The sequence below is a fragment of the Conexibacter sp. JCM 18997 genome (genome assembly GCF_055391915.1).
Genome location: NZ_AP043885.1, coordinates 2483994 through 2505409, shown reverse-complemented (window position 1 = coordinate 2505409; position 21416 = coordinate 2483994). Strand labels below are relative to the sequence as shown.

Here is a 21416-nt window from a genome sequence, read left to right as displayed (position 1 = left end):
ATCCTGCCCCGCCGATGGCCCGGTTCCTGATCGTCGGTGGTGGACAGCGCGCGCTGGATCTCGCCCGAGAGCTGAGCGCGGAGGGACACGCCCCGCGCATGACCACCCGCGACCCCGGGCGCCGCGCGGCGATCGAGGCGGTCGGGGCCGAATGCGTGATCGCCGACCCCGACGTGGTGGGGACGCTGCGCTACGCGCTGGACAACGTGACGATCCTCATGTGGCTGCTGGGCAACGTCGACGAGGAGCCGCTGCACGGGTCGCGCTGGGAGATGATGCTCTCGCGCACGATCGACTCGACCGTGCGCGGCGTGATCTACGAGCGCGGAACCGACGCGGGCGAGGCGCTCACGCGGAAGATGGCCGAGTACAACGGCATCCCGTACGCGATCGTCGACGTCGACGCGGACCCGTGGGTCGATCAGGTGCGCACCGCGCTCGAGGAGCTCCTGCACGCCTGAGTATGATTCGGAAAGGTCGGAAACCTGACCGGATTTCATAGGAGGTCGTTCGTGGGTGAATACGCCAAGGATGTCCTCGTCGACACGCAGTGGGTCCAGGACCATCTCGACGACGACACGGTCCGGATCGTCGAGGTCGACGAGAACCCCGCGCTGTACGCGCAGGCGCACATCCCTGGCGCGATCGGCCTGGACTGGCGCGAGGATCTGCAGGATCCGGTCCGCCGCGACTTCCTCGGCCCCGACGACTTCGCCCGCCTGTTCGGTGGGCGGGGGATCTCCGACGACCACACGATCGTCCTCTACGGCGACGCCTACAACTGGTTCGCCGCTTCGACCTACTGGTACCTGAAGTACTACGGCCACCGCGACGTGCGCCTCGTCAACGGGCCGCGCGAGAAGTGGATCGCCGAGGGCCGGCCCACGACGGCAGCGATCCCTCGGTACGCGCCGGCGACGTTCACCGCTCGGCCGGGTGACGACACGATCCGGGCCTCCCGCCAGGAGGTCATCTCGATCGCCGACGGCGGCCCCGGCCGGCTCGTCGACGTGCGCTCGCCGGAGGAGTACTCGGGAGAGCTGCTGACCGCCGTCGGCTACGAGGACGAGGCCGCCCTCCGCGGCGGGCACATCCCCGGCGCTGCCTCCGTCCCGTGGACGAACGCGGTCGAGCCGGACGGCACCTTCCGCTCCCACGAGCGCCTGGAGGAGATGTACGGCGGCAAGGGCGTGCTCAACCGCGAGCCGATCGTCACCTACTGCCGCATCGGCGAGCGCTCCGCCCATACGTGGTTCGTCCTGCACGAGCTGCTCGGGCGCGAGGACGTCAAGAACTACGACGGATCCTGGGCCGAGTACGGCAGCCTGGTCGGCGTGCCGATCGAAGTCGGCGCGCCGTTCTGATCAGCAGCGCACGCCCGAGGCGGCCAGCCGCTCACGCGTCTGGCGGTCGCCCTCGGTGAGTCCGGCGCTGGCCGCCTGCAGCACGACCTTCGGCTCCGAGCCACGATCGATCTGCGAGCGCACGAGCCGCAGGCGCAGCGACTGGGCCAGCAGCGCCCGCACCGCCTCGGCCTGCGGGTCGTGCTCGTGGCCCTGGGGCAGCCCGTGTGCGGCGCCGGCCGCCAGCTGCTCGGCGTCGCGCACGCGGCGCTCGACGTCGTCACCCGGTCCGTGCAGCGCGGCGTCGCCCGCCGCGGCGCCCGCGCAGGCCTGAGCCGTGCGCTGGCCGCTGGTCTCGTCGTCGCTGCCGCAGGCCGCCAGCGTCGCGACCAGCGCGACGGCCGCCACCGCAGCGGCGGCCGCTCTCACGCGGCGGCCTCGGCGTCCAGGACGGGGGCCAGGCGCGTGAGCAGGTCGCCGAGCATCCGCGCGGTGGCGCCCCAGATCAGGTGCTCGCCGATCACGTAGGTGTCGGCCATGAACGGCATGCCGCGGCGGATCAGGCGGCGGCGCTGGAACGCGTCGCGCAGCTGGGTCAGCGGGAACTCGAGCACGGCGGCCACCTCGCGCGGTGACATCGTCCAGGTCAGGCCGGCGTCGATCAGCCCGACGAACGGATAGACGGCGTAGTTGGAGACGATCGTCGGGGTGGGCTGCAGCGCCCCGACGAGCTGGACGGCGGTGGTGGGCAGGCCGATCTCCTCCTCGGCCTCGCGCAGCGCGGTCACCCGCAGGTCGGTCTCGTCATCGTCCTGGCGCCCGCCCGGGAACGAGATCTCGCCCGCGTGGCGGCGCATGTCCTCGCGGCGCTTGGTGAAGACGGCATGCAGCCGGCCGCCGTCGACGTACAGCGGCACCAGCACGGCCGCGTCGATGCGGCCGTGGACGTCCAGGGCCGCCGCCTCGGCGGGGTCGAGCAGGAGCGACGAGAGGTGTGCGGCGAGCTCGGTCAGGCCGTGAGTGAGACGGTCTCGACGCGCTCGTTGAACATGACCTCGCCGTCGAGCGTGCGGTGGATCGGGCACTTCGCGGCGATCACCTTGAGCTTCTCGACCTGCTCGGTGGGCAGCGTGTCGGGGAGGCGCACGACGAGCTCGAACTTCGTCGGCGACCCACGCTCGGCGGGCTGGTACTCGCAGGTCACCTCCATGTAGCCGACGTCCCAGCCCTTGCGCTGTGCGTACATCTCCATCGTGATCGCCGTGCACGAGGCCAGCGACGCGGCCAGCAGCTCCTGCGGGCTGGGGCCCGTGTCGTCTCCACCGGCCTCGCGGGGCTCGTCGACGGTGACGCGATGATCGCGAACGTGAACGGTCTGACGCATCGTGCCGGTGCGCCGGGCGGTGGCCTTCATGCGATCCATCGTACCCCCGTGCCCGGGGCGGCTATGCGAGGGAGCTGAACAGCAGTCCGGTCGGCAGCTTGGGGAAGAAGTAGGTGCTCTTGGGCGGCATCGACTCGCCGCTCTCGGCCACCTCGACGACCTGCTCGACGGGCGTCGGGCGCAGCACGAAGGCCAGGTCGAAGGCACCCGATTCGACGAGCTCGCGGGCCTGCTCGGCCGTGCGCGCGTACCCGAAGCGGTGCAGGTGGGAGATGTCGTCGTCGGTCAGCTCCAGGGGGCCCTTGAGCAGGAGGGCCTCGAGCACGGCGGCGTCCAGCCGGCGATACGGCGCGGTGTGGTCGGCCAGCGCGTCCTCGGCGATCTGCTGGTCCTTGAGCGTCAGCGTGAAGGGCTGGCGGAAATGCGCGTCGATGTAGCCGACGCTGAGCGGGCCGCCATCGGGACCGGGGGCGAGCGCGTCGGCCTCGGCGACCTCGAAGTCCGCGCGCAGCGTGTGGGCCAGCGCCTCCTGCTGGGCCGCCGTCGTCTCCTTGACCAGGCGGTGTGTGGGGAAGATCGTCAGCCCCGGGTCCTGGAGCGCGACCAGGCACATCAGCACGTAGCGGTGCTCGCCCTCACCGCCGATCTCCTCGGCGTAGGCGCGCGCGGTCTCGTAGCGGTGATGGCCGTCGGCGATCAGCAGCTCGGCGCTGTCCAGCGCCGCCTGCACGTCGGCGATCGTGTCGGGATCGGTGACGCGCCACAGCTCGTTGTGCGTGCCCTCGTCGTCGGTCGCCTCGCCCCACGGCGCGGTCTCGGTGCTCGGCGCCAGCGCCTGCCAGGCGCGCTGCTCGGGGTCGCTGTACAGGCTGAAGATGGGGGACAGGTTGGCCCGGGCCGCGCGGGTCAGGCGCAGTCGGTCCTCCTTGGGACCGGGGTGCGTGCGCTCGTGCGGGCGGATGCGCCCGGCGCCGTAGTCGGTGACGCGCACGCGGGCGAAGAAGCCCTGGCGGGTCAGCGCGCGGCCGTCGGGACCGGTGTAGGACTGGCGCAGGACCCACAGCGCGGGCTCGTCGTCGCGCACGACCGCGCCGTCGGCCTGCCACTGCTCCAGCAGCGCGGCGGCGTGCGCGTAGATGTCGCCGCCGGCGGGATCCTCGGGCAGGTCGATGTTGACGACGTTGTAGGGCGAGCGCGCGACCAGCGCGGCGCGCTGCTCGGCGTCGATCACGTCGTAGGGCGGCGCGATCACGTCGCCCAGGGCGCCCGCGACGGCGGGCTCGTAGCGCAGGGCGCGCAGGGGCTGGATCTCGGCCATGGGGTTACGTGCGCCTTCCGAAGTCGGTGGTGTAGGTGGCGGCCGTCTGGTCGCCGACGTCCTGCGGGGCGCCGGGCGCCACGCCGACGCCGATCTCGCGCAGGTTGCCGTCCAGGATGTTGCGCCGATGGCCGCTGGAGTGCATCCAGCCGTCGACGATCTTCGCGGGCGTGCCCATCGAGCCCGAGCCCCAGGCGATGTTCTCGGCCAGCGCGCGCCACCCGGTGTAGCCCACCCGCTGGACGCGATCGTCCAGCTCGCTGCCGTCCGGCGCGGTGTGGTCGAAGAACCGCTCGCGCACCATCTGCGCCGAGAACGCGGTGGCCGCGCGCTGCAGCCTGAGGTTGGAGCGCAGCGGCGTCAGGCGCGCGGCCCGGCGCTGCTGGTTGAGCAGGCACAACGTGGCGCTGCGGATCAGCTTCAGGTTGTCCGCCGACGGGATCGTGTCGCTGCCCGCACAGGTCGCCGCAGGGGCATTCGCCGGGGCGACGAGCGCAACGACGATGACCGCAACAGACGCGGCAAACGAGGAGCAGCGGGCCATGCCCGCTGCACGCTATCGAGGCTCGCCGCTCACTTCACGCGTGGGCGTCTGCCGGCGTTCCTCGTCCTCGTCGTCGGGGTCCTGGCCGAGGCCGGCGATCCCGTCCTTGAACTCGCGCATCCCGCGCCCGAGCGACTTTCCCACCTCCGGCAGGCGCTTGGGCCCGAGCACCACGAGGGCGATGACCAGCACGACGACCAGTTCCAGCGGACCGATGTTGCCCATGCGAACCTCCCGCACGATCGAGCGGCCCGGGGCGGAACCGCTCGCTTGACGCTACGCCGGCGCCTAAGGCCAGGCTCACGGTTCGCGAAGGCGCGATGATGAGGCGCGCCTGTCTCGCCGATGAGGACCGCGGCACTACGGCGTCGTGACCGGGATCTGCATCGTCGCGGTGCCGGCCGTCCATTCGTCGCCGCCGCGGTTGCGCGCTGCGGACCTCGTCGCGAACCCGCGAGGGCGAGTGGGGTCAGGCTTGACGAACATCGTCTCCGAGGCCCCGGTGCTCTCGTAGCCGGCGCCCCCGATGAGCTGGAGTCGCATCGTGCAGCGAAACGGCCAGCTTGGAGCGTCCGGCCGGGATCGACACGTCACCTGCTTGATCCGCGGCGGCATCGCGCTTTCCACGGTGCCGGCCTCCCGTGCCTCACGTGCCCTGAGGTCGCTCCACGCCACGATGCGGGCGGCCATCGCCTCTGATTCCGCCGTGACCTTGAGCGCCGACCTGGTGGCGTCGGCGCTCGCGCGGGGGAGGGTGCCTGGGGCCGAGCTCGGGCCCTGTGCGCCACATCCGGTGATGGAAGGATCAGGACACAGGCCAGGCCGAGCGAGCGCATCGGCGCGACTGTAGTCAGCACTACCGCTGGTCCAAAATGCAGGGTGCCCGATCCCAAAGTGGCGGGTGACGGAGCGGACGCTGCTGCCGATACTGCGGTCATGCTTCGCCGAACCTGCGCCATCGCCGTGATCCTGGTCCTCGCGCTGCTGGGCACCGCCTCCGTCGCACAGGCCGAAACCACCGTGTTCCGGGGACTTGGGTGCGGCACGCACCATTTCGAGCGGACGTTCACGATCCCGTACCGGACCCAGCTGGTGTTGTACGTCCACCACTACCCCGGGCGCTGGGGGCAGATGACCGTCACGAACTCCGCCGGGCGCGAGGTCTGGTCGTTCCGCCAGTCCTACGCCTGGATCGAGGGGTTCTACGGCGTGTGGTCGGAGAGCCTTCCCGCAGGCGTCTACAGCGTCAACTACTGGTCCGACAACCTCGCTCAGGCGCAGTCGCTGTGCCACGGGACGCTGCTCGCCAACTGACCACGCCAGCATGCGCGGCCGCCGGTCCGACCGGGGTCACCTGGCCGACAGGATGAAGTCCGCGCAGCGCTCGCCGATCATGATCGCGGGGGCGTTGGTGTTCGCCCGGGGGATGCGCGGGAGCACGGAGCAGTCGGCAATCCGCAGGCCGTCGAGGCCATGGACGCGCAGTCGCGCGTCGGCGACCCCTGCGTCCGGATCGCTGCTCATTCGCGCGGTACAGGACGGGTGGTAGGTGTGCTCGCAGTGAGCACGGAGCCAGTGCTCGAGCTCGTCGTCGGTCTGTACGTTCGGGCCCGGGGTCAGTTCGTCGCCGAGTAGCGAGGCCAGTGGTTCGGTCGCTGCGATTTCTCGCGTGATCCGCACCGAGCGCATCACCGCTTCGATGTCTGCGCGCTCGCTGAGCATGTTCAACAGCACCGCCGGCTTCTCGCGTGGATCGCTGGTTCGCGCCCACACGCGCCCTTCGCTGATCGGGGACCAGTAGGAGGCGTTGATCGCGATCGCGGGCGCGGTGTGGGTCGCGTGGACGCCGAACGTCTCCCACCAGGTGTAGGCCGGCGCGAAGATGAGTTGCAGATCGGGGCCATCCAGGCCGTCACGGGAGAGCACGTGGGCGCATGCGTGGACGGCCGATGAGGCGAGAACGCCTCGCCGCAGCGCGGCCCAGCGCACGACGTGCTTGGGGTGAGGGGCGTCGAACAGCCCGATCTCGGCGCCCGGGCGCAGTTCCCAGTTGTGGAAGACGAGCGGATGCTCGGCGAGATGCGCACCGACGTGCGCGTTGTCGATCACCGCTTCGACACCGATGGACGCGAGATGGTGAGCGTCGCCGATCCCCGAGAGTTGCAGGAGGTGCGGGGTGTTGAAGGCCCCGGCGCTGAGGACGACGTCGCCCCGGGCGCCTGCCGCGCCGCGGCGGCCGAAGCGCTCGTACTCGATGCCGATCGCCCGGCGGTCGCGGATGACGATTCGCCGGACCAGCGCGCGCGTGAGGATCGTCAGGTTCGGCCGCTTGGCGGCCGCGTCGAGATAGGCGCGCGCGGTGCTCCAGCGCCGGCCGCGGTACACGGTCTGCGGCGTGGGGCCGCTGGTGGCAGCCTCGCTGGAGAGGTCGCCGCCGACCGGCACACCGGCTCCACGGGATGCAGCCTGGATGTACGCGTCGGTCAGAGCGCTGGGCTCCTCGCGAGAGGTGATGTGCACCGGCCCGTTGTTGGGGCCACCCCGCCATCGGGACAGGAGGGTGACGCTGCTCGATGCGCTCGAAGATCGGCTGTACGTCGGCCCAGCTCCAACCGTCGATTCCCCACCCGTCGTAGTCGGCGGGGTTGCCTCGAACCCAGATCATGGCGTTCATCGAGCTGCAGCCGCCCAGCACCTTGGCGCGCGGCTCGTAGATGCGGCGACCGTCACAGGAAGGCTCCGGCTCGGTCTCGTAGGCCCAGTCCGCCTTTGACAGGTACTGCTTGGTCGCTGCGGCGGGTGCGGCGTGGTTGGGCGTCCGAGAGGTGCCGCCGGCTTCGACGAGCAGCACGCTGCGCCGCGGGTCCTCGCTCAGCCGAGCGGCAACTGCCGCGCCAGCGGAGCCGGCGCCGATGACGATGTGGTCGTACGTTCTCACGGCACCATCCTCCACTGGCCCGCGTCTGCGTGCGATCTGGCGGTCAAGCGGGTGGCGCATCCGTTCCCGGGGTTGACAGTCCCGCGCTCGCCGACCATAGTGCAAATCGATTTGCAAACCGATGTGGACAGCACCATCACCATCGCCGATGTGGCCCGGGCCGCGGGCGTGAGTGCAACCACCGTGTCCCACGTGGTGTCGGGGAAGCGCAAGGTCGCCGAGCGCACCGCGCAGCAGGTGCGCGCCACCATGGACGAGCTGGGCTACGTGCCTCACCATGCCGCGCGCAGCTTGCGCCGCGGCGCCTCGCAGACCCTCGGGCTGCTGGTTCCGGACATCGCCAACCCGTTCTTCGCGGAGCTGGCGCGCGGGGTGGAGGACGCCGCAGACGAGGCCGGCTATCGGGTCGTTCTGTGCAACACCGACTTCAACGTCGACCGCGAGCAGCGATCGTTGGACGTGCTGCGCGCCGGCGGCGCCGACGGCCTCATCTGGGCGCCCGCGCGCACGCCGATGGGCCAGGGGCCCGTCGGAACGCCGCCGCGGCTGCCGATCGTGCTCGTCGATGAGGCCCGCCTTGGCGACCCGCACGACGCGGTTGTGTCCGACAACCGGCTCGGGGGCCGACTCGCCGCAGACCACCTGCGCAATCTCGGCCACCGCGACATCCTGGTCGTCGACGGCCCGGAGCACTCGCCCAGCAACGACGACCGCCGCGCCGGGTTCGAGGCGGCGTTCGCCGGCATCCCCGGCCGTCGAGCGTTCCGTCGCGGCGACTTCCGCGCACCAAGCGTCGCGCCGCTGATGTCCGCGGAGCTGGCGGCGGGCGACCGCTGGTACTCGGCGATCTTCGCCGCCAACGACGTGATGGCCGTCGCGGCGATGAACGTCCTTCGCGCCCATGGCGTCCGCGTGCCCGACGACGTCTCGGTCATGGGGTACGACGACGCCCCCCTGGCCGAGCTCGTCCATCCGGGGCTGAGCACGATCCGGCAGCCCGTCCACGACCTCGGTCGCGTCGCCGCCCAGCGACTCCTCAAGCACCTCGGCCCTGACCGGCCAACTCAGCCAGAGCGGATCGAGCTCGGGGTCGAGCTCGTAGTCCGGCAAAGCACGACCCAGGAAGCCAATCCCGCATGAGCACTGACCCTGCAACGTCTGTCTTGTTCCTTGGTGAGTCGTGGGTCACCCACGTCATCCACCAGAAGGGGTTCGACACCTTCAACACCGTCGACTACACCGAGGGCGCGACCCGACACATCTCCGGCCTGCGTGCCGCCGGCTACGAGGTGACGTACCTGCCGGCGCACGCGATCGGTGGCGGCTTCCCACAGACCGCTGAGGAGCTCGCGGGCTACGACGTCGTGGTGATCAGCGACGTCGGCTCCAACACGTTCCTGTTGGGCACCGACACCTTCGTCCATTCGAAGGCCGGTCCCAACCGCCTCGAGATGATCGCCGGCTACGTCGCCGCGGGTGGCGCGCTGCTGATGATCGGCGGGTACATGTCGTTCACTGGCATCGACGCGAAGGCGCGCTATGGCCAGTCCCCGCTGGCCGACGTGCTTCCGGTCACGATGCTGGACTACGACGACCGCGTCGAACGTCCCGAAGGGATCAGCCCAGCGGTTGTCGATCCCGGGCACCCTGCCCTGGCCGACGTGACCGGTGAATGGCCCGCGCTGCTCGGCTACAACCGCCTGCAGGCCCGCCCCGAGGCGACCGTCCTGGCCACCGTCGGCGATGACCCGCTCCTCGTCGTCGGCCGCTACGGCGACGGCGCAACCGCCGCATTCGCCTCCGATCTGGCCCCGCACTGGGCGCCGCCGGAGTTCGTCGACTGGCACTCCTACGACGCGCTGTGGTCTGGCGTCCTGACCTGGCTGGCCCAGCCGACAACGTCGGCCGTCCCGGCCGCCTAGGGGAGCTGTGTCGACCACGGGCAACAGCGCCGGCTCGCGGCTGACCCTCGAACCTGCGGCGACGGGGGTCCGGGCGATCGGCGTCATCGTGCCCGATCTCGCCAACCCGTTCTTCGCGGAACTGGCCAGCGCGGTTGATGCCGCCGCGCGGGCGAGCGGCGCTGAGGTGGTGCTGTGCACCACACGCTTTCAGCGGGCCCGCGAGCGCGACCACATCGACGCGCTCAACCTGGCGTCACTGGACGGCGTCGTTCTCAGCTCGGGCCACGGTCAGACGCTGGGCGTCCACGAAGCGCTCGCCAGCGCGCGAGAGCTCGTCGTCGTCGACGAGCGCCTTGCTGCGCTGGACGCGCCATTCGTGGGTGCCGACAATCGCGCCGGCGCTCGCGCCGCGGCGCGCCACCTCGTCGACGCGGGTCATCGGCGCATCGGCGTGATCGCGGGACCCGTCGGCCTATGGACGTCCAACGAGCGCGTCGCCGGCTACCTCGAGGAGCTCTCGGCGGCAGGCGTCAACCCGGAGAACGTGCCCGTCGCGGCTGGTGACTTCCGCGTGGAAGGCGGCGAACAGGCCACCCATGAGCTGCTGACAGCGCACCCCGACCTGACGGCGGTGCTCGTCGCCAACGACCTGATGGCGCTCGGCACCCTGCGTCACTGCAAACAAGCCGGACTCGACGTGCCGCGCGACCTCAGCGTCGTTGGCTTCGACGACATCGACCAGGTCCGCGTCGCGACCCCCGCGCTCACCACCGTGCGCCAGTCCGCTCGGGATCTCGGACTGCTCGCCGCTTCCGCGCTTCTGATGCGGCTCGCTGGGCATCACGACGCGGTGCCGCAGACGCAGATCATCGATACACGACTCGTGCAGCGCGGCAGTGTCGAAGTGAAAGGTGATGGCTGACCGATGGCCGATGAGCCAGCCGAAAGGACCTTCCCGATCGTCCGCGTCGCGTCAGGCGACGCGTTCGAGCGCGGCCGCCTGCTCGGAGAGGCGCTCAAGGACCGCATCCGTGTCTCCATCGAAGGTCACTCTGAGACGTTCGCGCACTACACCCGTAAGTCGTGGGGGCAGATCCGGGAGCTGGCCAGCGAGTTCGCCGCGCCGATCGCGACGTACGACCCGGAGATCCTCCTCGAGATGAAGGGCATCGCCGCTGGCTCCGGACGCAAGCTCGGCGACATCCTCGCGCTGAACTGCCGCAACGAGATCATGTTCGGCGTGGGGGCGATCACGCCGCCGGAGTGCACCACCTTCTACGCCGGTCCCACGGCGACCGCCGACGAGCATGTCCTCCTCGGGCAGAACTGGGACTGGCGCATGCGCGCCGTCGAGACCACGACCGTGATCGAGATCGACCAGGGACCGCTACGACCGTCGTTCGTGATGCTTCCCGAGGCCGGTCTGGTCGGCAAGATGGGCTTCAACGAGCATGGCCTCGGGGTGGTGCTGAACATGCTCGTCACCGACTTGGACGTTGGGGAGCGAGCCGTCCCCATCCACGTCGTTCTGCGCGGCATCCTGAACTCGCGCACCTGCGAAGAGGCGCTGGCCGCGATCGTCCGCCAGCGCCGCGGGGCTTCCGCGACGTACACGATCGCCGCAGCCGATGGCACCGCGATCGCGGTGGAGGCCGGGCCGGGAGGGGTGGAGACGGTGTTCGTGCTGCACCCGCGCGACGGCATCCTCACGCACAGCAATCACTTCGTCGGCGACACCGGATTCGTCGATGTCGGTCGCACCCGCTGGCCCGACTCGCTGGAGCGCATCGGCGCGATGCGCGAGCACCTCGACGCGCACGACGCCATCACCACCGATCACATCAAGAGCGCGTTGCGCGACGAGACCGGCGGGCCGGGGGCGATCTGCCGGTCGCCGAACCCCCACGATCACTACGTCGAGGCCTCGGCGACGGTGGCGTCGGTGATCATCGACCTGACCCGCCTGCGGATGGAAGTGGCCTACGGCCGCCCATCGGAGAACGACTACCGCGAGCATCAGCCCGCATTCGCCGACGCGGTCTCGGCGCGATGACCGCCTACCGCGCGGTCAACCCGTACACCAACGAGCCGATTCGCGAGTACGCCCAGCACGACGACGCGTACGTCGAGCGGGCGCTCGTCGCTGCGCACGCGCTCTATCGGTCCGCCTGGGCGCAGGAGGACCTCGACGCCCGGCGCGCCGTCCTGGCCCGCATCGGCCATCTTCTGCGCGACCGCGCCGAGGACATCGCCCGCACCATGACGCTGGAGATGGGCAAGCTCATCGGTGAGAGCCTCGGCGAGATCGGCCTGTGCGCGTCCATCGCCGACCACTACGCGGAGCACGGCCAGTGGCTGCTGGAAGCCACGCCGTACGAGACCGCGCTCGGCTGCGCCAGCGTGGAATATCGGCCAACCGGCGTGATCGTCGCCGTCGAGCCTTGGAACTTCCCGATCTACCAGCTGATCCGCGTGCTCGCGCCCAACCTCCTGCTCGGCAACCCGGTCCTGCTCAAACACTCCGAGCTCGTGCCCGGGTGCGCACAGGCGTTCGAGCGACTCGTCGCGGACGCCCGCGCTCCCGCGGGGGCCTACGCGAACCTGTTCATCACGCACGACCAGGTCGCCGGCCTGATCGATGACGATCGCGTCCAGGGCGTGGCCCTTACCGGCTCCGAACGCGCCGGCGCGGCGGTCGCACAGGTTGCCGGGCGTGCGCTGAAGAAGACCACCCTCGAACTCGGCGGCAGCGACGTGTTCGTCGTGCTCGACGATGCCGACGTCGATGACGCGGCTCTCGCAGCAACGATCGGGCGGCTGGGCAACAGCGGACAGGGGTGCACGTCGGCGAAGCGCTTCATCGTCCAGGAGAGCGTCGCGGAGGGCTTTGTCGAGGCGGTCACCCACCGTTTCGCTCAGGCGCAGCCCGGCGATCCACTGGACCCCACGACCACGCTGGCTCCGCTTGTCTCACGTCAGGCCCGTGACCGCCTGCGGACCCAAGTCGACGAGGCGATCAGCCACGGGGCGCGCGTCCTCTACGGCAACGAGCCGATCGACCATCCCGGCAACTTCCTGCAGCCGACGCTCCTGGGCGACATCAGCCGCGAGAATCCGGCCCACGCCCAGGAGTTCTTCGGGCCGGTCGCGCAGCTGTACGTGGCCGCCGACGACGACCAGATCGTGCGCGTCGCCAACGACTCGCCCTACGGACTGGGTGGGGCCATCTTCAGCCAGGACGTCGAGCGGGCCACCCGCTTGGCTCGCCGCATCGACAGCGGCATGCTGTTCATCAACAAGATGTTCGGGTCCGTGCCGGAGCTGCCGTTCGGCGGCATCAAGCGATCCGGGTTCGGACGCGAACTCGGGGACCTCGGCGTACGCGAGTTCGCGAACGCCAAGCTCGTCATGATCAGCGAGAGCGGCCCGACCTTCGGCTGAGAAACGCGAACCGTTTCTACGATCAGCCGAGGTTTCTTGACACGACCGCCCCGAAGGCTAGGCTTGAAACGTATAAAGTCGCGAACTACGCGACGGTTGCGTCCGAGTCGGAGGGGCGAACAGTGCAGAGCACATTGAAGGAAGCGCAGCGTTGACTGACGTCGCTGGGTCGGCTTCGTCGGAGCACGTGGAGAGCGACGGCACCCCGCGCCGGCCGACGATGAAGGACGTCGCACGGCACGCCGGCGTGTCCGTGAGCACGGTCAGCTACGTGCTGAACAACAGCGGGCCGGTTGCCGAGACGCGCCGCGCCCGGGTGCTCGACGCGGTCAAGGTCCTCAACTACATCCCGAACGAGTCCGCTCGCAGCCTCAAGCGCCGTTCCGCATCGACGATCGGCCTCGTCGTGCCGGACCTCGCCAACCAGTTCTTCGCGCTCGTCACCGAAGGCGTGGAGCGGGCCGCAGCCGAACGCGACGTGCTCGTCGTGCTGTGCGCACCGGAGGCCACCAACCGCCCCGCGTCGCACTACGCCAAGCTGCTGCGCAGCCAGCGCATCGACGGGGTCGTGTACCTGTCTGGTACGGCCACCTCGCCCAGTCTGGTGCTCGAGCTGGCCCAGTCCGGGCCAGTGGTACTCGTCGATGAGCGCATCGCCGGGTTCGAGTTGCCGGCGGTTGTCTCCGACGGGCGGCGCGGCGCGCGCGAGATCGCCTCCTACGTGCTCGAGCAAGGGCATGAGCGCCTCGCGATCATCGGGGGACCATCCGTCCTGTGGACCAGCGAGCAGCGCCTGGCCGGCTACCGCGAGGCGCTGGCCGCGGCCGGTCTGGACCCTGACGCGGTGCCGCTCCACGTCGGTGACTACCAGCAGGCGTCGGGCGCCGCGCTTGCCGCGAAGGCCCTCAGCGGCCCGGCGGACAGCCGCCCGACCGCCCTGTTGTGCGCCAACGACCTGATGGCCATCGGTGCGCTGGAGCACTGTCGCGCGAGCGGGCTGCGCGTGCCCGATGACATCAGCCTCGTGGGCTTCGACGATCTGCCCATCTCGAGCCTTCTGACGCCGGCCTTGACGACGGTTCGCCAGCCGGCTCGCGAGATGGGCGCCCGCGCCGCGAACCTGTTGTTCGAGGTGCTCGCCAACGGGTCGCAAGACCAGCGGGTCGCCCCGCTCCCGGCGACCCTGCAGATCCGCGACTCGGTGTCCCCGCCGCAGTCGTGACGGAGGGTGTACGGGGCCCAGGGAAATGCGATTCGTGGGAGTATTGACGGCAGAAGTAGAATCGTTAATACTTTGGGGGCCAGCAGACCCCAAGGTCGGCGCTGAGCAGACGAAGAACGCGCGAGAGGGACGAAATGAGCCGTAGTAGAAACGATACGACCGTCAAGGAATCCCGGTCTTGAGCGACGCCGACCAGCACTACGACCCGACCGCTCCGGAGGCGCGTCGCTACCCGCGGGTGATCCCAGACGACGAGATCGCTGCGCTCCCACGCTGGGACCTCGACGGCGGCGTCGCCACCACGGTGTTTCTGTCACGCGAGCGCGACGACGCCCGCTACTTCCGCCAAGGCCTCTACTGGCTCGACGCCGACCTCGCCGGCTACGAGTGGACCCAGAACAACTACGACGAGGCCCTCTACTGCATCGAGGGCCTGCTCCGCCTGCGGGTCCGTGACTCCGCCGGACGCGAGGTCCTGCTCGAGGCGGCGCCAGGCGAGAACGTGTACCTGCCTGCGGGCTACGCCTATGGGTTCGAGGCCAGCGGCGTCGAGACCCGGGTGCTGTGGACCAGCGGCCCGTCGCCGCGGCCCGGTCTGCGCCTGGCCAAGGGCGAGGCAATCCCGGGCGCCAAGGAGTACAGCAACGCGTTGAAGGCTTCGAGAGGTGACGTCTGATGGCTCCGACCCTGGTCGGCGAGAAGCGCTGGCACTACCTGTCGAAGGCGAAGACCATCCGGATCGCCAGCACCGAGGAGGACGGCAGCATCTATCTGTCTCCGGTGTGGCTCGTCGTCCGCGACAAGCGGATCTTCATCCCCATCGACGCGGCCGGGCGTCACGCGGTCAACGTCCTTGCGCGCCGGCCACTCGCCGGGCTGGTCGATGCCGGCGACGAGTACTCGACCGTGAGCGGCGTGCGGATCGTCGGTCACATGCGGCCCATCGACGATGACGACACCGCGCTGTTCGACGAGCTGCAGCAGATGATGTTCGACAAGTACTTCGGCGTCGGGCATCCCCACGCCTACGCGTACTTCGAGATGGGGGAGATGGCCGGGCGCCGCTACTTCGAACTGGTCCCGGAGAAGATGGTCGGTTGGGACATGCGTGAAAGCGCCCTCCCGCTGAGCTTCGAGGCGCGCACGCTGCCGCCGCACGTCGTCGACCGCCACGTCGGCGACACGCAGTGAACGATCGACAGCCATTCGCGCCGGTGACGGCCGCGAGGAAGGACGAGGACGCGCAATGAGCGCTGGTGAGAGCAAGGTCAACGTCTGGACCCTGACGGGCATGGAGTTCGTCGGCGTCGGCCCTGACGGCGCCGACCCGGTCCAGTCGAGCCCCGTCAAGCTCGAGGGCTGGTGGGCCGGTTACCTGGACTATCTGGGCACCGAGTTCGAGTGGACCCAGGAGACCGACGAGCTGCTCTTCGTGATCGAGGGCACGATGACCCTCACCCATGCGGGCACCGACTTCGTGTCCGGCCCCGGGGACGTCGTGCTGATCCATGAGGGCAGCCACCTGACCTTCGCCGGCACGAAGGACTGCCGCGTCGCCTATGCCAACGGCTTCCCCAACGGCGGGCCCGACGATCCGGTGACGGTCTGGACGAAGCAGGACGCCGAGTCCATCGCGGCCGCCGGTGATGCGATCGATCAGCGGATCTTCTCGTTCGCCAGCGGGTCCGCCGGCTACCTCGACCTGCACGGCAGCGATGTCGCGGCCGAGACCAAGGGCGACGAGTTCATCTGGGTCACCGCCGGCCGCGTCGAGTTGACCGCCGGCGAGAGCTTCCACTCCCTCGGCGTCGGAGACTTCGCGTTCGTGCGCAGCGGCGTGAGGCTCACGCTGGGTGGGACTGACGACGCGACCCTGGCCTACTACCGATACGCCCCGAGCTGATCGAGGAGCACCACATGAGCACCGTTCAGACCAAGAGCGATGGCCGCGAGGCGATCGAAGCGATCCCGGAACGGCCCCGCCGCTACCCGCGCAAGAGCACGTTCGAGCAGATCTCGACGATGCCGCGCATCGAGTACGCCAAGGGCTGCGCCAGCGCCGTCTTCGTCTCCACGGAGAAGGACGACTCTCGCTACTTCACCCAGGGCATGTGCTTCCACGAGCCCGACATGGCGGACTTCAAGTGGGACCAGACCCGCTGGGACGAGGGCCTCTACTGCGTGAAGGGCAAGCTGCACCTCCATGTCGTCGACGCGGAGGGCAACGAGACCGACATCCACGTCGATGAGGGCGAGCACATCTTCGTGCCCGCGGGCTACACGTACACGCTGAAGGCCACCGGGGTCTTCTCGATCAACTACTGGACCCTGTCGCCCATCCACCAGTTCGGCCTGAAGTTCGACACCGACGACGGCCCCGAGTATCACGCGACGCTGAAGAGCCTCCGGGACGCCTAGGAAGCGAGAGACACCATGGCAACGATGGATCAGATGATGGGGCTGTTCGTGCCCCTCGAAGGACGCACACTGTGGGCGTACCTCGAACGTGCCCGCGTGCTGCGCCTCGCGACATCAGTGGACGGCGGGCCCATCTACGTCTCACCCCTGTGGTTCGCAGCGCAGGACCAGACGATCTACGTCCCGCTGTCCGACGACGACCGCCACCGGGCGAACATCGACGCCGGCGCGCAGGTCTCCGGCGTCGTGGACGTCGGCGGCGACGAGCTCACGACGATCCAGTCGGTCTCGTTCAGCGCGACAGCGGAACGACTGGACGATCTCGACATGGCCACCGAACTGCTCGAGCTGATCGTCGGCAAGTACATGTACATCGGCCATCCCTCGGTCGAGCACTACGTGAACCTCGGGCGCACCTCTGGCCGCGCCTGGTACCAGCTGACGCCGGACGTCACGGAGACGTTTGACATGCGTGCCGCGCCGCAGCCGGCGATCCAGGAGCGTCGCGTCCTGCCGGAGAAGCTCATCTCCGCATAGCTGTTTCACGACACCGATCGGTGAGGCGCGAACCGTTTTTGGTTCGCGCCCATCACCAGCCACTGACGGCGCATCCGGACCGCGCATCTGCGGTCCCAAGGCGCTTATCGCACAGTTTGCGTCGACCGCTTACCGGCGCAAACCTGGCTCCTTGACAGGGATTTCGGCGTCTGGCACCGTTCTTTTCGAAACGATTCTATCCATCCTGAATGCCCCCCTCACCCGCTCATAGACCGCTCGACCGCGAGCGCGTTCGCTGATGGCTTCGACCTCCGTCTGGCGCTCGATCCTGCTGTCGCTCGCCCGCAAGCTCGGCTTCTACGCCGTGACGCTGTGGGCCGCGCTGACGGTGAACTTCGCCATCCCGCGGCTCATGCCCGGCAACGCGATCGACGGCTTCATGGGACGCGTCCAGGGTCGCGTGCAGGGCGATGCGCTCAACGCGCTCAGCATCACCCTCGGCGTGGACAACCACAGCAGCCTGCTGTCGCAGTACTTCTCCTACCTGTCGGCGGTGGCGCACCTGGACTTCGGGACGTCGCTGACGTTCTTCCCCGAGCCGGTGTCACAGGTCATCGGCGACAGCCTGCCGTGGACCATCGCCCTGGTCGGCATCAGCACGATCCTCGCGTTCATCATCGGCACCCTGTTGGGGATCGTCGCGGGCTGGAAGGGCAAGGCCTGGGACAGCGTGCTGACGCCGTTCGGTGCCTTCGCCTCGTCGATGCCGTACTTCTGGTTCGGCCTGATCGTCGTGACGGTCTTCGCCATCAACCTCGGCTGGTTCCCGTCCTACGGCGGCTACGACCCGACGATGACCATCGGTTGGAACGCCGACTTCATCGGCAGTGCCATCTCCCACGGCATCCTCCCGGCGTTCACGATCGTGGTGACCGCGATGGGCGCGTGGCTCGTCGGGATGCGCAACATGATGGTCAACACGACGGGCGAGGAGTTCATCACCGTGGCCCGGGCCAAGGGTCTGCGCAACCGCCGGGTCATGTTCTCCTACGCGGCCCGCAACGCCCTCCTGCCCAACGTCGCCGGCTTCGCGCTCAGCCTCGGGTTCGTCGTCTCGGGCGCGATCCTCACCGAGGTTGTCTTCTCCTACCCGGGCATCGGGCAGGTGCTCTACCAGGCGATCGCCAACCGCGACTACCCGCTCATGCAGGCGGTGTTCCTGATCATCACGATCACGGTGCTCACCGCGAACCTGCTCGCGGACCTCTGTTACATCTGGCTCGACCCGCGCGCCCGGGGAGGCCGGTCATGAACATCAAGGCCAAGGTCGGGGTCGTCGGCCTGGCGATCATGGTGCTGATTGCTCTGCTCGGGCCGACGGTCGCTCCCTACGACCCGAGCGCGTCAGGCCCCGACATCCTCCAGGGCCCGTCCTCGTCCCACTGGTTCGGCACCACGCAGCAGGGCCAGGACGTGTTCTCCCAGTTCCTGGTCGGCGCCGGGCCGACCATGCTCGTCGGCTTCCTCGCCGCGGCCATCGCCACCGTCCTCGCCGTGATCGTCGGTATCCCGTCCGGCTACTTCACCAGCTGGGTGGGTGAGTTCCTCACGCTCGTGTCCAACGTCTTCCTGGTGCTTCCGACGCTGCCGCTGCTGATCGTGGTGGTGGGCTACTTCCCCGACGCCGGCAGCGCGTTCCTCGGCGCGGTGATCGGCCTGACCAGCTGGGCGTTCGGTGCCCGCGTCGTGCGCGCGCAGACCCTGACCCTGCGCTCCCGCGACTTCGTCGAGGCGGCTCGTGCGACCGGGGACAGCTGGCCGCGCATCCTCACGTACGACATGCTGCCCGGGCTGCTCCCGGTGATCACGGCGTCGTTCCTGTTCAGCGTGGCGTACAGCATCCTCACCATGACGGGGCTGCAGTTCCTCGGCTTGACCGACCTCACCAAGTGGTCGTGGGGCACGATCCTCTACTGGACGCAGAACAACGCCGCGTACCAGCAGGGCGCGTGGTGGTGGTACGTGCCGCCGGGCCTGGCCATCGCGCTGGTCGGGTTCTTCCTGGCCCTGATCAACTTCGGCGCTGACGATCGCTCGAACGCGCGCCTGCGCCGGCCCTGGGCCGATCGCCGGCGCAACCGCGAGATCGCCGAGGCGGCGATCACCCCGACCACCACCCTGGCGATGGCCGAGACCTCGGGAGCAGTGGGAAATGACGACTGACAGCGTCCTTGAGCTGCAGGACGTGAGCGTCGAGTTCGGGTCGGGCTCGACCGCGGTGCGGGCGGTCAGCCAGGCCAACCTGTCGCTGCGCCGCGGCGAGATCTTCGGCATCGCCGGCGAGTCCGGCTCGGGCAAGTCGACGCTGATCTACGCGATCGCCCGTACGCTCGCGCCCGCCGGACGCGTCGTGTCCGGCCGCGTGCTCTACCGCCCGCGAGACGGCGAGGAGATCAACTTCCTCGACCTCAAGGGCGACACGCTGCGCGTCCTGCGCTGGGCGAGCATCGCGATCGTCCCGCAAGCCGCGATGAACGCGCTCAACCCGGTCCTGTCCATCGAGACGCAGCTCACCGACGTGCTCAAGGCCCACGGGATCGGCGGCAGCAAGAAGGAGCGACGCGCCCGGGCCGCGGAGCTGATGGCGCTGGTCGGCATCTCGCCCGACCGCATGGCCGCCTACCCGCACCAGATGTCGGGTGGGATGCGCCAGCGCGTGATGATCGCGATGGCTCTCGCGCTCGACCCCGACGTGCTCATCCTCGACGAACCCACGACGGCGCTGGACGTCGTGACGCAGCGTCAGATCATCGAGGAGATCCTCAGCTTGCGCGAACGCCTGGGCCTGTCGATCATCTTCGTCACCCACGACCTGTCGCTGCTGTTCGAACTGGCCGACCGTGTCGCGGTCATGTACGCGGGCAACCTCGTCGAGATGGGCGCGGCGTCCGTGGTTCGCGACGCGCCATTGCACCCCTACAGCCGCGCGCTGAGCGCGTCGTTCCCGACACTGCAGCGGGCCCCGGACGACCTCGCGCGCCTCCCGGGGTCGCCCCCGGACCTGCGCGCGATCCCCAGTGGCTGCGCCTTCCACCCGCGCTGCGCCTACGCCGCTGATGCCTGTCGCACGATCGTCCCGCCCCTGGAGAGGCCCGCCGGCCTGGTCGGCGACCCGCACGCCGTCGCCTGTCATCTGCACGACCCCGAGATCGACATGCCGCGCCCCGCGGACGCGCCGATCCTGAGCAGCGAGGAGGTTCGATGAGTCAGCCCATCCTCGAGACCCGGGACCTGACCAAGGAGTTCCGGGCCAGCCGCGGCCTGAGCGGCGCGGTCGTCCATGCCGTCTCGGACCTGTCGCTGCGCGTCGAGACCGGCTCGGTCACCGCGGTCGTGGGGGAGTCGGGCTCGGGCAAGTCGACGCTCGCGCGCCTGCTGGCGCAGCTGTACCCGCCGACGCGCGGGGAGATCCGCTTCGACGGCGAGGCCGTGACCGCGCATTCCTCCCGGGCGTTGCGCAAGTACGTGGGCCGCGTCCAGATGATCCTCCAGGACCCGTACGCGTCACTGAACCCGCACAAGTCCGTCGGCCACAGCGTCCGGCGTGCCGTCGCGTGCCACGCGCCGGCGGGGCAGAGCCGCGCCGAGTCGCGCGAGCGCGTCTACGCGCTGCTCGAGCAGGTCGGTCTGCGGCCCGGCCGCGATACGTACGCCAAGTACCCACACGAGCTGTCCGGCGGCCAGCGCCAGCGCGTGTCGATCGCTCGTGCACTCGCGGTCGAACCTGACGTGCTGATCGCCGACGAGCCAGTGTCGATGCTGGACGTCTCGCTGCGGCTCGGCGTGCTGGACCTGTTGCGGGCGCTCAACGAGGCCGGGCTGACGATCGTCTACATCACGCACGACCTGCCCTCCGCGCGGTGGTTCGCTGAGACGATCGCCGTCATGTACGCCGGGCGGGTGGTCGAGCAGGGCCCCGCGGAGGCAGTCGTCGATCGGGCGGCACACCCGTACACGCAACTGCTGCTGTCGGCCACGCCCGACCCGAGCCGGCCACGACGAGTGGCCGCCGGCGGTCGTGGCGAGCCGCCCAGCCTCATCGACCTGCCAAAAGGCTGCTCGTTTCACCCACGCTGCCCGCACGCGTTCGACAAGTGTCGCGAGATCGCGCCGCCGTCGTTCGCGGTCGGCGCAGGCCAGACCGCCGCGTGCTGGTTGCACGAAGGCTCGTCCCCAAGCAACGGCAAGGCTCGCTCGAGCTCCACATCGGGAACCACGGAGGAAAGTCAGTGAACGCTGTGACCGGAGGGCGCCGCACGCGCCGACGTCGTCCACAACGCCTACTCGCCGTAGGCGCTGTCTTGCTGACCAGCACCCTTCTAGCCGCTTGCGGCGGCTCGAGTGGA

At 69.6% G+C, this 21416-nt stretch carries 26 protein-coding genes and 1 pseudogene; 18 read left to right on the top strand and 9 right to left on the bottom strand.

The window, feature by feature from the left end:
* Positions 1-14 precede the first annotated feature (14 nt).
* Both ACZ5UI_RS12700 and ACZ5UI_RS12695 read left to right on the top strand, forming a co-directional pair.
* Entirely contained in the window at positions 15-461 is a 447-nt protein-coding gene (locus ACZ5UI_RS12700) for a hypothetical protein (protein ID WP_464197551.1), read from the top strand.
* 51 nt (positions 462-512) lie between these two features.
* Complete coding sequence (locus ACZ5UI_RS12695; RefSeq protein WP_464197550.1) at positions 513-1364, top strand: sulfurtransferase; 852 nt, start codon at positions 513-515, stop codon at positions 1362-1364.
* On the opposite strand, the gene ACZ5UI_RS12690 is transcribed toward ACZ5UI_RS12695, so the two are convergent.
* The 7 genes from ACZ5UI_RS12690 to ACZ5UI_RS12660 all read right to left on the bottom strand — a co-directional run bounded on the left by ACZ5UI_RS12690 (position 1365) and on the right by ACZ5UI_RS12660 (position 5279).
* A complete protein-coding gene (locus tag ACZ5UI_RS12690; RefSeq protein WP_464197549.1) occupies positions 1365-1772 on the bottom strand; it encodes a hypothetical protein in 408 nt (135 codons plus the stop codon).
* Positions 1769-2266 carry an NUDIX hydrolase gene (locus ACZ5UI_RS12685; protein WP_464197548.1) on the bottom strand — a complete coding sequence of 166 codons (498 nt, stop codon included), beginning with the start codon at positions 2264-2266 and terminating at the stop codon, positions 1769-1771. The genes ACZ5UI_RS12690 and ACZ5UI_RS12685 overlap by 4 nt, the downstream gene beginning before the upstream one ends.
* Positions 2267-2352: 86 nt before the next feature.
* Positions 2353-2757: an OsmC family protein gene (locus tag ACZ5UI_RS12680; protein WP_464197547.1), complete on the bottom strand. Its 405-nt coding sequence runs from the start codon at positions 2755-2757 to the stop codon at positions 2353-2355.
* A 31-nt stretch (positions 2758-2788) separates the two neighbouring features.
* Positions 2789-4045, bottom strand: coding sequence for a DUF1015 domain-containing protein (locus ACZ5UI_RS12675; protein ID WP_464197546.1), 1257 nt, complete (start codon positions 4043-4045; stop codon positions 2789-2791).
* Positions 4046-4049: 4 nt separating this feature from the next.
* Positions 4050-4589, bottom strand: coding sequence for a CAP domain-containing protein (locus ACZ5UI_RS12670; RefSeq protein WP_464197545.1), 540 nt, complete (start codon positions 4587-4589; stop codon positions 4050-4052).
* A gap of 12 nt (positions 4590-4601) precedes the next feature.
* A complete protein-coding gene (gene tatA / locus ACZ5UI_RS12665; RefSeq protein WP_464197544.1) occupies positions 4602-4829 on the bottom strand; it encodes a twin-arginine translocase TatA/TatE family subunit in 228 nt (75 codons plus the stop codon).
* A 120-nt stretch (positions 4830-4949) separates the two neighbouring features.
* The gene (locus ACZ5UI_RS12660) at positions 4950-5279 is read right to left on the bottom strand and encodes a hypothetical protein (RefSeq protein WP_464197543.1); all 330 of its coding nucleotides are present in this window, start codon (positions 5277-5279) and stop codon (positions 4950-4952) included.
* Positions 5280-5525: 246 nt separating this feature from the next.
* Between ACZ5UI_RS12660 and ACZ5UI_RS12655 the strand changes: the two genes are divergently transcribed.
* Positions 5526-5903: a hypothetical protein gene (locus ACZ5UI_RS12655; protein ID WP_464197542.1), complete on the top strand. Its 378-nt coding sequence runs from the start codon at positions 5526-5528 to the stop codon at positions 5901-5903.
* A gap of 36 nt (positions 5904-5939) precedes the next feature.
* On the opposite strand, the gene ACZ5UI_RS12650 is transcribed toward ACZ5UI_RS12655, so the two are convergent.
* Together ACZ5UI_RS12650 and ACZ5UI_RS12645 are read right to left on the bottom strand one after the other, a co-directional pair.
* Complete coding sequence (locus ACZ5UI_RS12650) at positions 5940-7109, bottom strand: GMC family oxidoreductase (protein ID WP_464197541.1); 1170 nt, start codon at positions 7107-7109, stop codon at positions 5940-5942.
* Positions 7110-7218: 109 nt separating this feature from the next.
* Positions 7219-7587 (bottom strand): annotated as a pseudogene (locus tag ACZ5UI_RS12645) (GMC family oxidoreductase N-terminal domain-containing protein); the annotation flags it as partial.
* Here ACZ5UI_RS12645 and ACZ5UI_RS12640 point away from each other — a divergent pair.
* The 15 genes from ACZ5UI_RS12640 to ACZ5UI_RS12570 all read left to right on the top strand — a co-directional run bounded on the left by ACZ5UI_RS12640 (position 7579) and on the right by ACZ5UI_RS12570 (position 21303).
* Positions 7579-8667, top strand: a complete 1089-nt coding sequence (locus ACZ5UI_RS12640) for a LacI family DNA-binding transcriptional regulator (RefSeq protein WP_464197540.1) — start codon at positions 7579-7581, stop codon at positions 8665-8667. The pseudogene ACZ5UI_RS12645 and the gene ACZ5UI_RS12640 sit on opposite strands and share 9 nt — an antisense overlap.
* Positions 8664-9449 (top strand): glutamine amidotransferase, encoded by a 786-nt coding sequence (locus ACZ5UI_RS12635; protein ID WP_464197539.1) that lies wholly within the window; start codon positions 8664-8666, stop codon positions 9447-9449. Before ACZ5UI_RS12640 ends, ACZ5UI_RS12635 begins: the two co-directional genes overlap by 4 nt.
* Positions 9450-9456: 7 nt before the next feature.
* Positions 9457-10353 (top strand): substrate-binding domain-containing protein, encoded by an 897-nt coding sequence (locus ACZ5UI_RS12630; RefSeq protein WP_464197538.1) that lies wholly within the window; start codon positions 9457-9459, stop codon positions 10351-10353.
* A gap of 3 nt (positions 10354-10356) precedes the next feature.
* Complete coding sequence (locus ACZ5UI_RS12625; RefSeq protein ID WP_464197537.1) at positions 10357-11484, top strand: C45 family autoproteolytic acyltransferase/hydolase; 1128 nt, start codon at positions 10357-10359, stop codon at positions 11482-11484.
* Positions 11481-12872: an aldehyde dehydrogenase family protein gene (locus ACZ5UI_RS12620; RefSeq protein WP_464197536.1), complete on the top strand. Its 1392-nt coding sequence runs from the start codon at positions 11481-11483 to the stop codon at positions 12870-12872. Before ACZ5UI_RS12625 ends, ACZ5UI_RS12620 begins: the two co-directional genes overlap by 4 nt.
* A 187-nt stretch (positions 12873-13059) precedes the next feature.
* Positions 13060-14094, top strand: coding sequence for a LacI family DNA-binding transcriptional regulator (locus ACZ5UI_RS12615; protein WP_464197535.1), 1035 nt, complete (start codon positions 13060-13062; stop codon positions 14092-14094).
* Between the two features lie 178 nt (positions 14095-14272).
* On the top strand, positions 14273-14770 hold the full coding sequence (locus ACZ5UI_RS12610; protein ID WP_464197534.1) for a hypothetical protein: 498 nt from the start codon (positions 14273-14275) through the stop codon (positions 14768-14770).
* Positions 14770-15285, top strand: a complete 516-nt coding sequence (locus tag ACZ5UI_RS12605; protein WP_464197533.1) for a pyridoxamine 5'-phosphate oxidase family protein — start codon at positions 14770-14772, stop codon at positions 15283-15285. The genes ACZ5UI_RS12610 and ACZ5UI_RS12605 overlap by 1 nt, the downstream gene beginning before the upstream one ends.
* Positions 15286-15340: 55 nt before the next feature.
* A complete protein-coding gene (locus ACZ5UI_RS12600; RefSeq protein WP_464197532.1) occupies positions 15341-15997 on the top strand; it encodes a cupin domain-containing protein in 657 nt (218 codons plus the stop codon).
* Between the two features lie 14 nt (positions 15998-16011).
* Entirely contained in the window at positions 16012-16512 is a 501-nt protein-coding gene (locus ACZ5UI_RS12595; protein ID WP_464197531.1) for a hypothetical protein, read from the top strand.
* A 15-nt stretch (positions 16513-16527) separates the two neighbouring features.
* Positions 16528-17049 carry a pyridoxamine 5'-phosphate oxidase family protein gene (locus tag ACZ5UI_RS12590; RefSeq protein WP_464197530.1) on the top strand — a complete coding sequence of 174 codons (522 nt, stop codon included), beginning with the start codon at positions 16528-16530 and terminating at the stop codon, positions 17047-17049.
* Positions 17050-17308: 259 nt separating this feature from the next.
* Complete coding sequence (locus ACZ5UI_RS12585) at positions 17309-18322, top strand: ABC transporter permease (RefSeq protein WP_464197529.1); 1014 nt, start codon at positions 17309-17311, stop codon at positions 18320-18322.
* Positions 18319-19233, top strand: a complete 915-nt coding sequence (locus ACZ5UI_RS12580; RefSeq protein WP_464197528.1) for an ABC transporter permease — start codon at positions 18319-18321, stop codon at positions 19231-19233. Before ACZ5UI_RS12585 ends, ACZ5UI_RS12580 begins: the two co-directional genes overlap by 4 nt.
* Positions 19223-20275, top strand: coding sequence for an ABC transporter ATP-binding protein (locus ACZ5UI_RS12575; protein WP_464197527.1), 1053 nt, complete (start codon positions 19223-19225; stop codon positions 20273-20275). The genes ACZ5UI_RS12580 and ACZ5UI_RS12575 overlap by 11 nt, the downstream gene beginning before the upstream one ends.
* Positions 20272-21303: an ABC transporter ATP-binding protein gene (locus ACZ5UI_RS12570; RefSeq protein WP_464197526.1), complete on the top strand. Its 1032-nt coding sequence runs from the start codon at positions 20272-20274 to the stop codon at positions 21301-21303. Before ACZ5UI_RS12575 ends, ACZ5UI_RS12570 begins: the two co-directional genes overlap by 4 nt.
* Positions 21304-21416: the final 113 nt, after the last annotated feature.

What these genes read in the sequence shown, in the direction of transcription:
- ACZ5UI_RS12700 (WP_464197551.1), top strand. Translation starts at nt 15, where the DNA reads ATGGCCCGGTTCCTGATCGTCGGTGGTGGACAGCGCGCGCTGGATCTC.
- ACZ5UI_RS12680 (WP_464197547.1), bottom strand. Translation starts at nt 2,757, where the DNA reads ATGAAGGCCACCGCCCGGCGCACCGGCACGATGCGTCAGACCGTTCAC.
- ACZ5UI_RS12675 (WP_464197546.1), bottom strand. Translation starts at nt 4,045, where the DNA reads ATGGCCGAGATCCAGCCCCTGCGCGCCCTGCGCTACGAGCCCGCCGTC.
- ACZ5UI_RS12670 (WP_464197545.1), bottom strand. Translation starts at nt 4,589, where the DNA reads ATGGCCCGCTGCTCCTCGTTTGCCGCGTCTGTTGCGGTCATCGTCGTT.
- ACZ5UI_RS12660 (WP_464197543.1), bottom strand. Translation starts at nt 5,279, where the DNA reads ATGGCCGCCCGCATCGTGGCGTGGAGCGACCTCAGGGCACGTGAGGCA.
- ACZ5UI_RS12655 (WP_464197542.1), top strand. Translation starts at nt 5,526, where the DNA reads ATGCTTCGCCGAACCTGCGCCATCGCCGTGATCCTGGTCCTCGCGCTG.
- ACZ5UI_RS12635 (WP_464197539.1), top strand. Translation starts at nt 8,664, where the DNA reads ATGAGCACTGACCCTGCAACGTCTGTCTTGTTCCTTGGTGAGTCGTGG.
- ACZ5UI_RS12625 (WP_464197537.1), top strand. Translation starts at nt 10,357, where the DNA reads ATGGCCGATGAGCCAGCCGAAAGGACCTTCCCGATCGTCCGCGTCGCG.
- ACZ5UI_RS12620 (WP_464197536.1), top strand. Translation starts at nt 11,481, where the DNA reads ATGACCGCCTACCGCGCGGTCAACCCGTACACCAACGAGCCGATTCGC.
- ACZ5UI_RS12605 (WP_464197533.1), top strand. Translation starts at nt 14,770, where the DNA reads ATGGCTCCGACCCTGGTCGGCGAGAAGCGCTGGCACTACCTGTCGAAG.
- ACZ5UI_RS12600 (WP_464197532.1), top strand. Translation starts at nt 15,341, where the DNA reads ATGAGCGCTGGTGAGAGCAAGGTCAACGTCTGGACCCTGACGGGCATG.
- ACZ5UI_RS12595 (WP_464197531.1), top strand. Translation starts at nt 16,012, where the DNA reads ATGAGCACCGTTCAGACCAAGAGCGATGGCCGCGAGGCGATCGAAGCG.
- ACZ5UI_RS12590 (WP_464197530.1), top strand. Translation starts at nt 16,528, where the DNA reads ATGGCAACGATGGATCAGATGATGGGGCTGTTCGTGCCCCTCGAAGGA.
- ACZ5UI_RS12585 (WP_464197529.1), top strand. Translation starts at nt 17,309, where the DNA reads ATGGCTTCGACCTCCGTCTGGCGCTCGATCCTGCTGTCGCTCGCCCGC.
- ACZ5UI_RS12580 (WP_464197528.1), top strand. Translation starts at nt 18,319, where the DNA reads ATGAACATCAAGGCCAAGGTCGGGGTCGTCGGCCTGGCGATCATGGTG.
- ACZ5UI_RS12575 (WP_464197527.1), top strand. Translation starts at nt 19,223, where the DNA reads ATGACGACTGACAGCGTCCTTGAGCTGCAGGACGTGAGCGTCGAGTTC.
- ACZ5UI_RS12570 (WP_464197526.1), top strand. Translation starts at nt 20,272, where the DNA reads ATGAGTCAGCCCATCCTCGAGACCCGGGACCTGACCAAGGAGTTCCGG.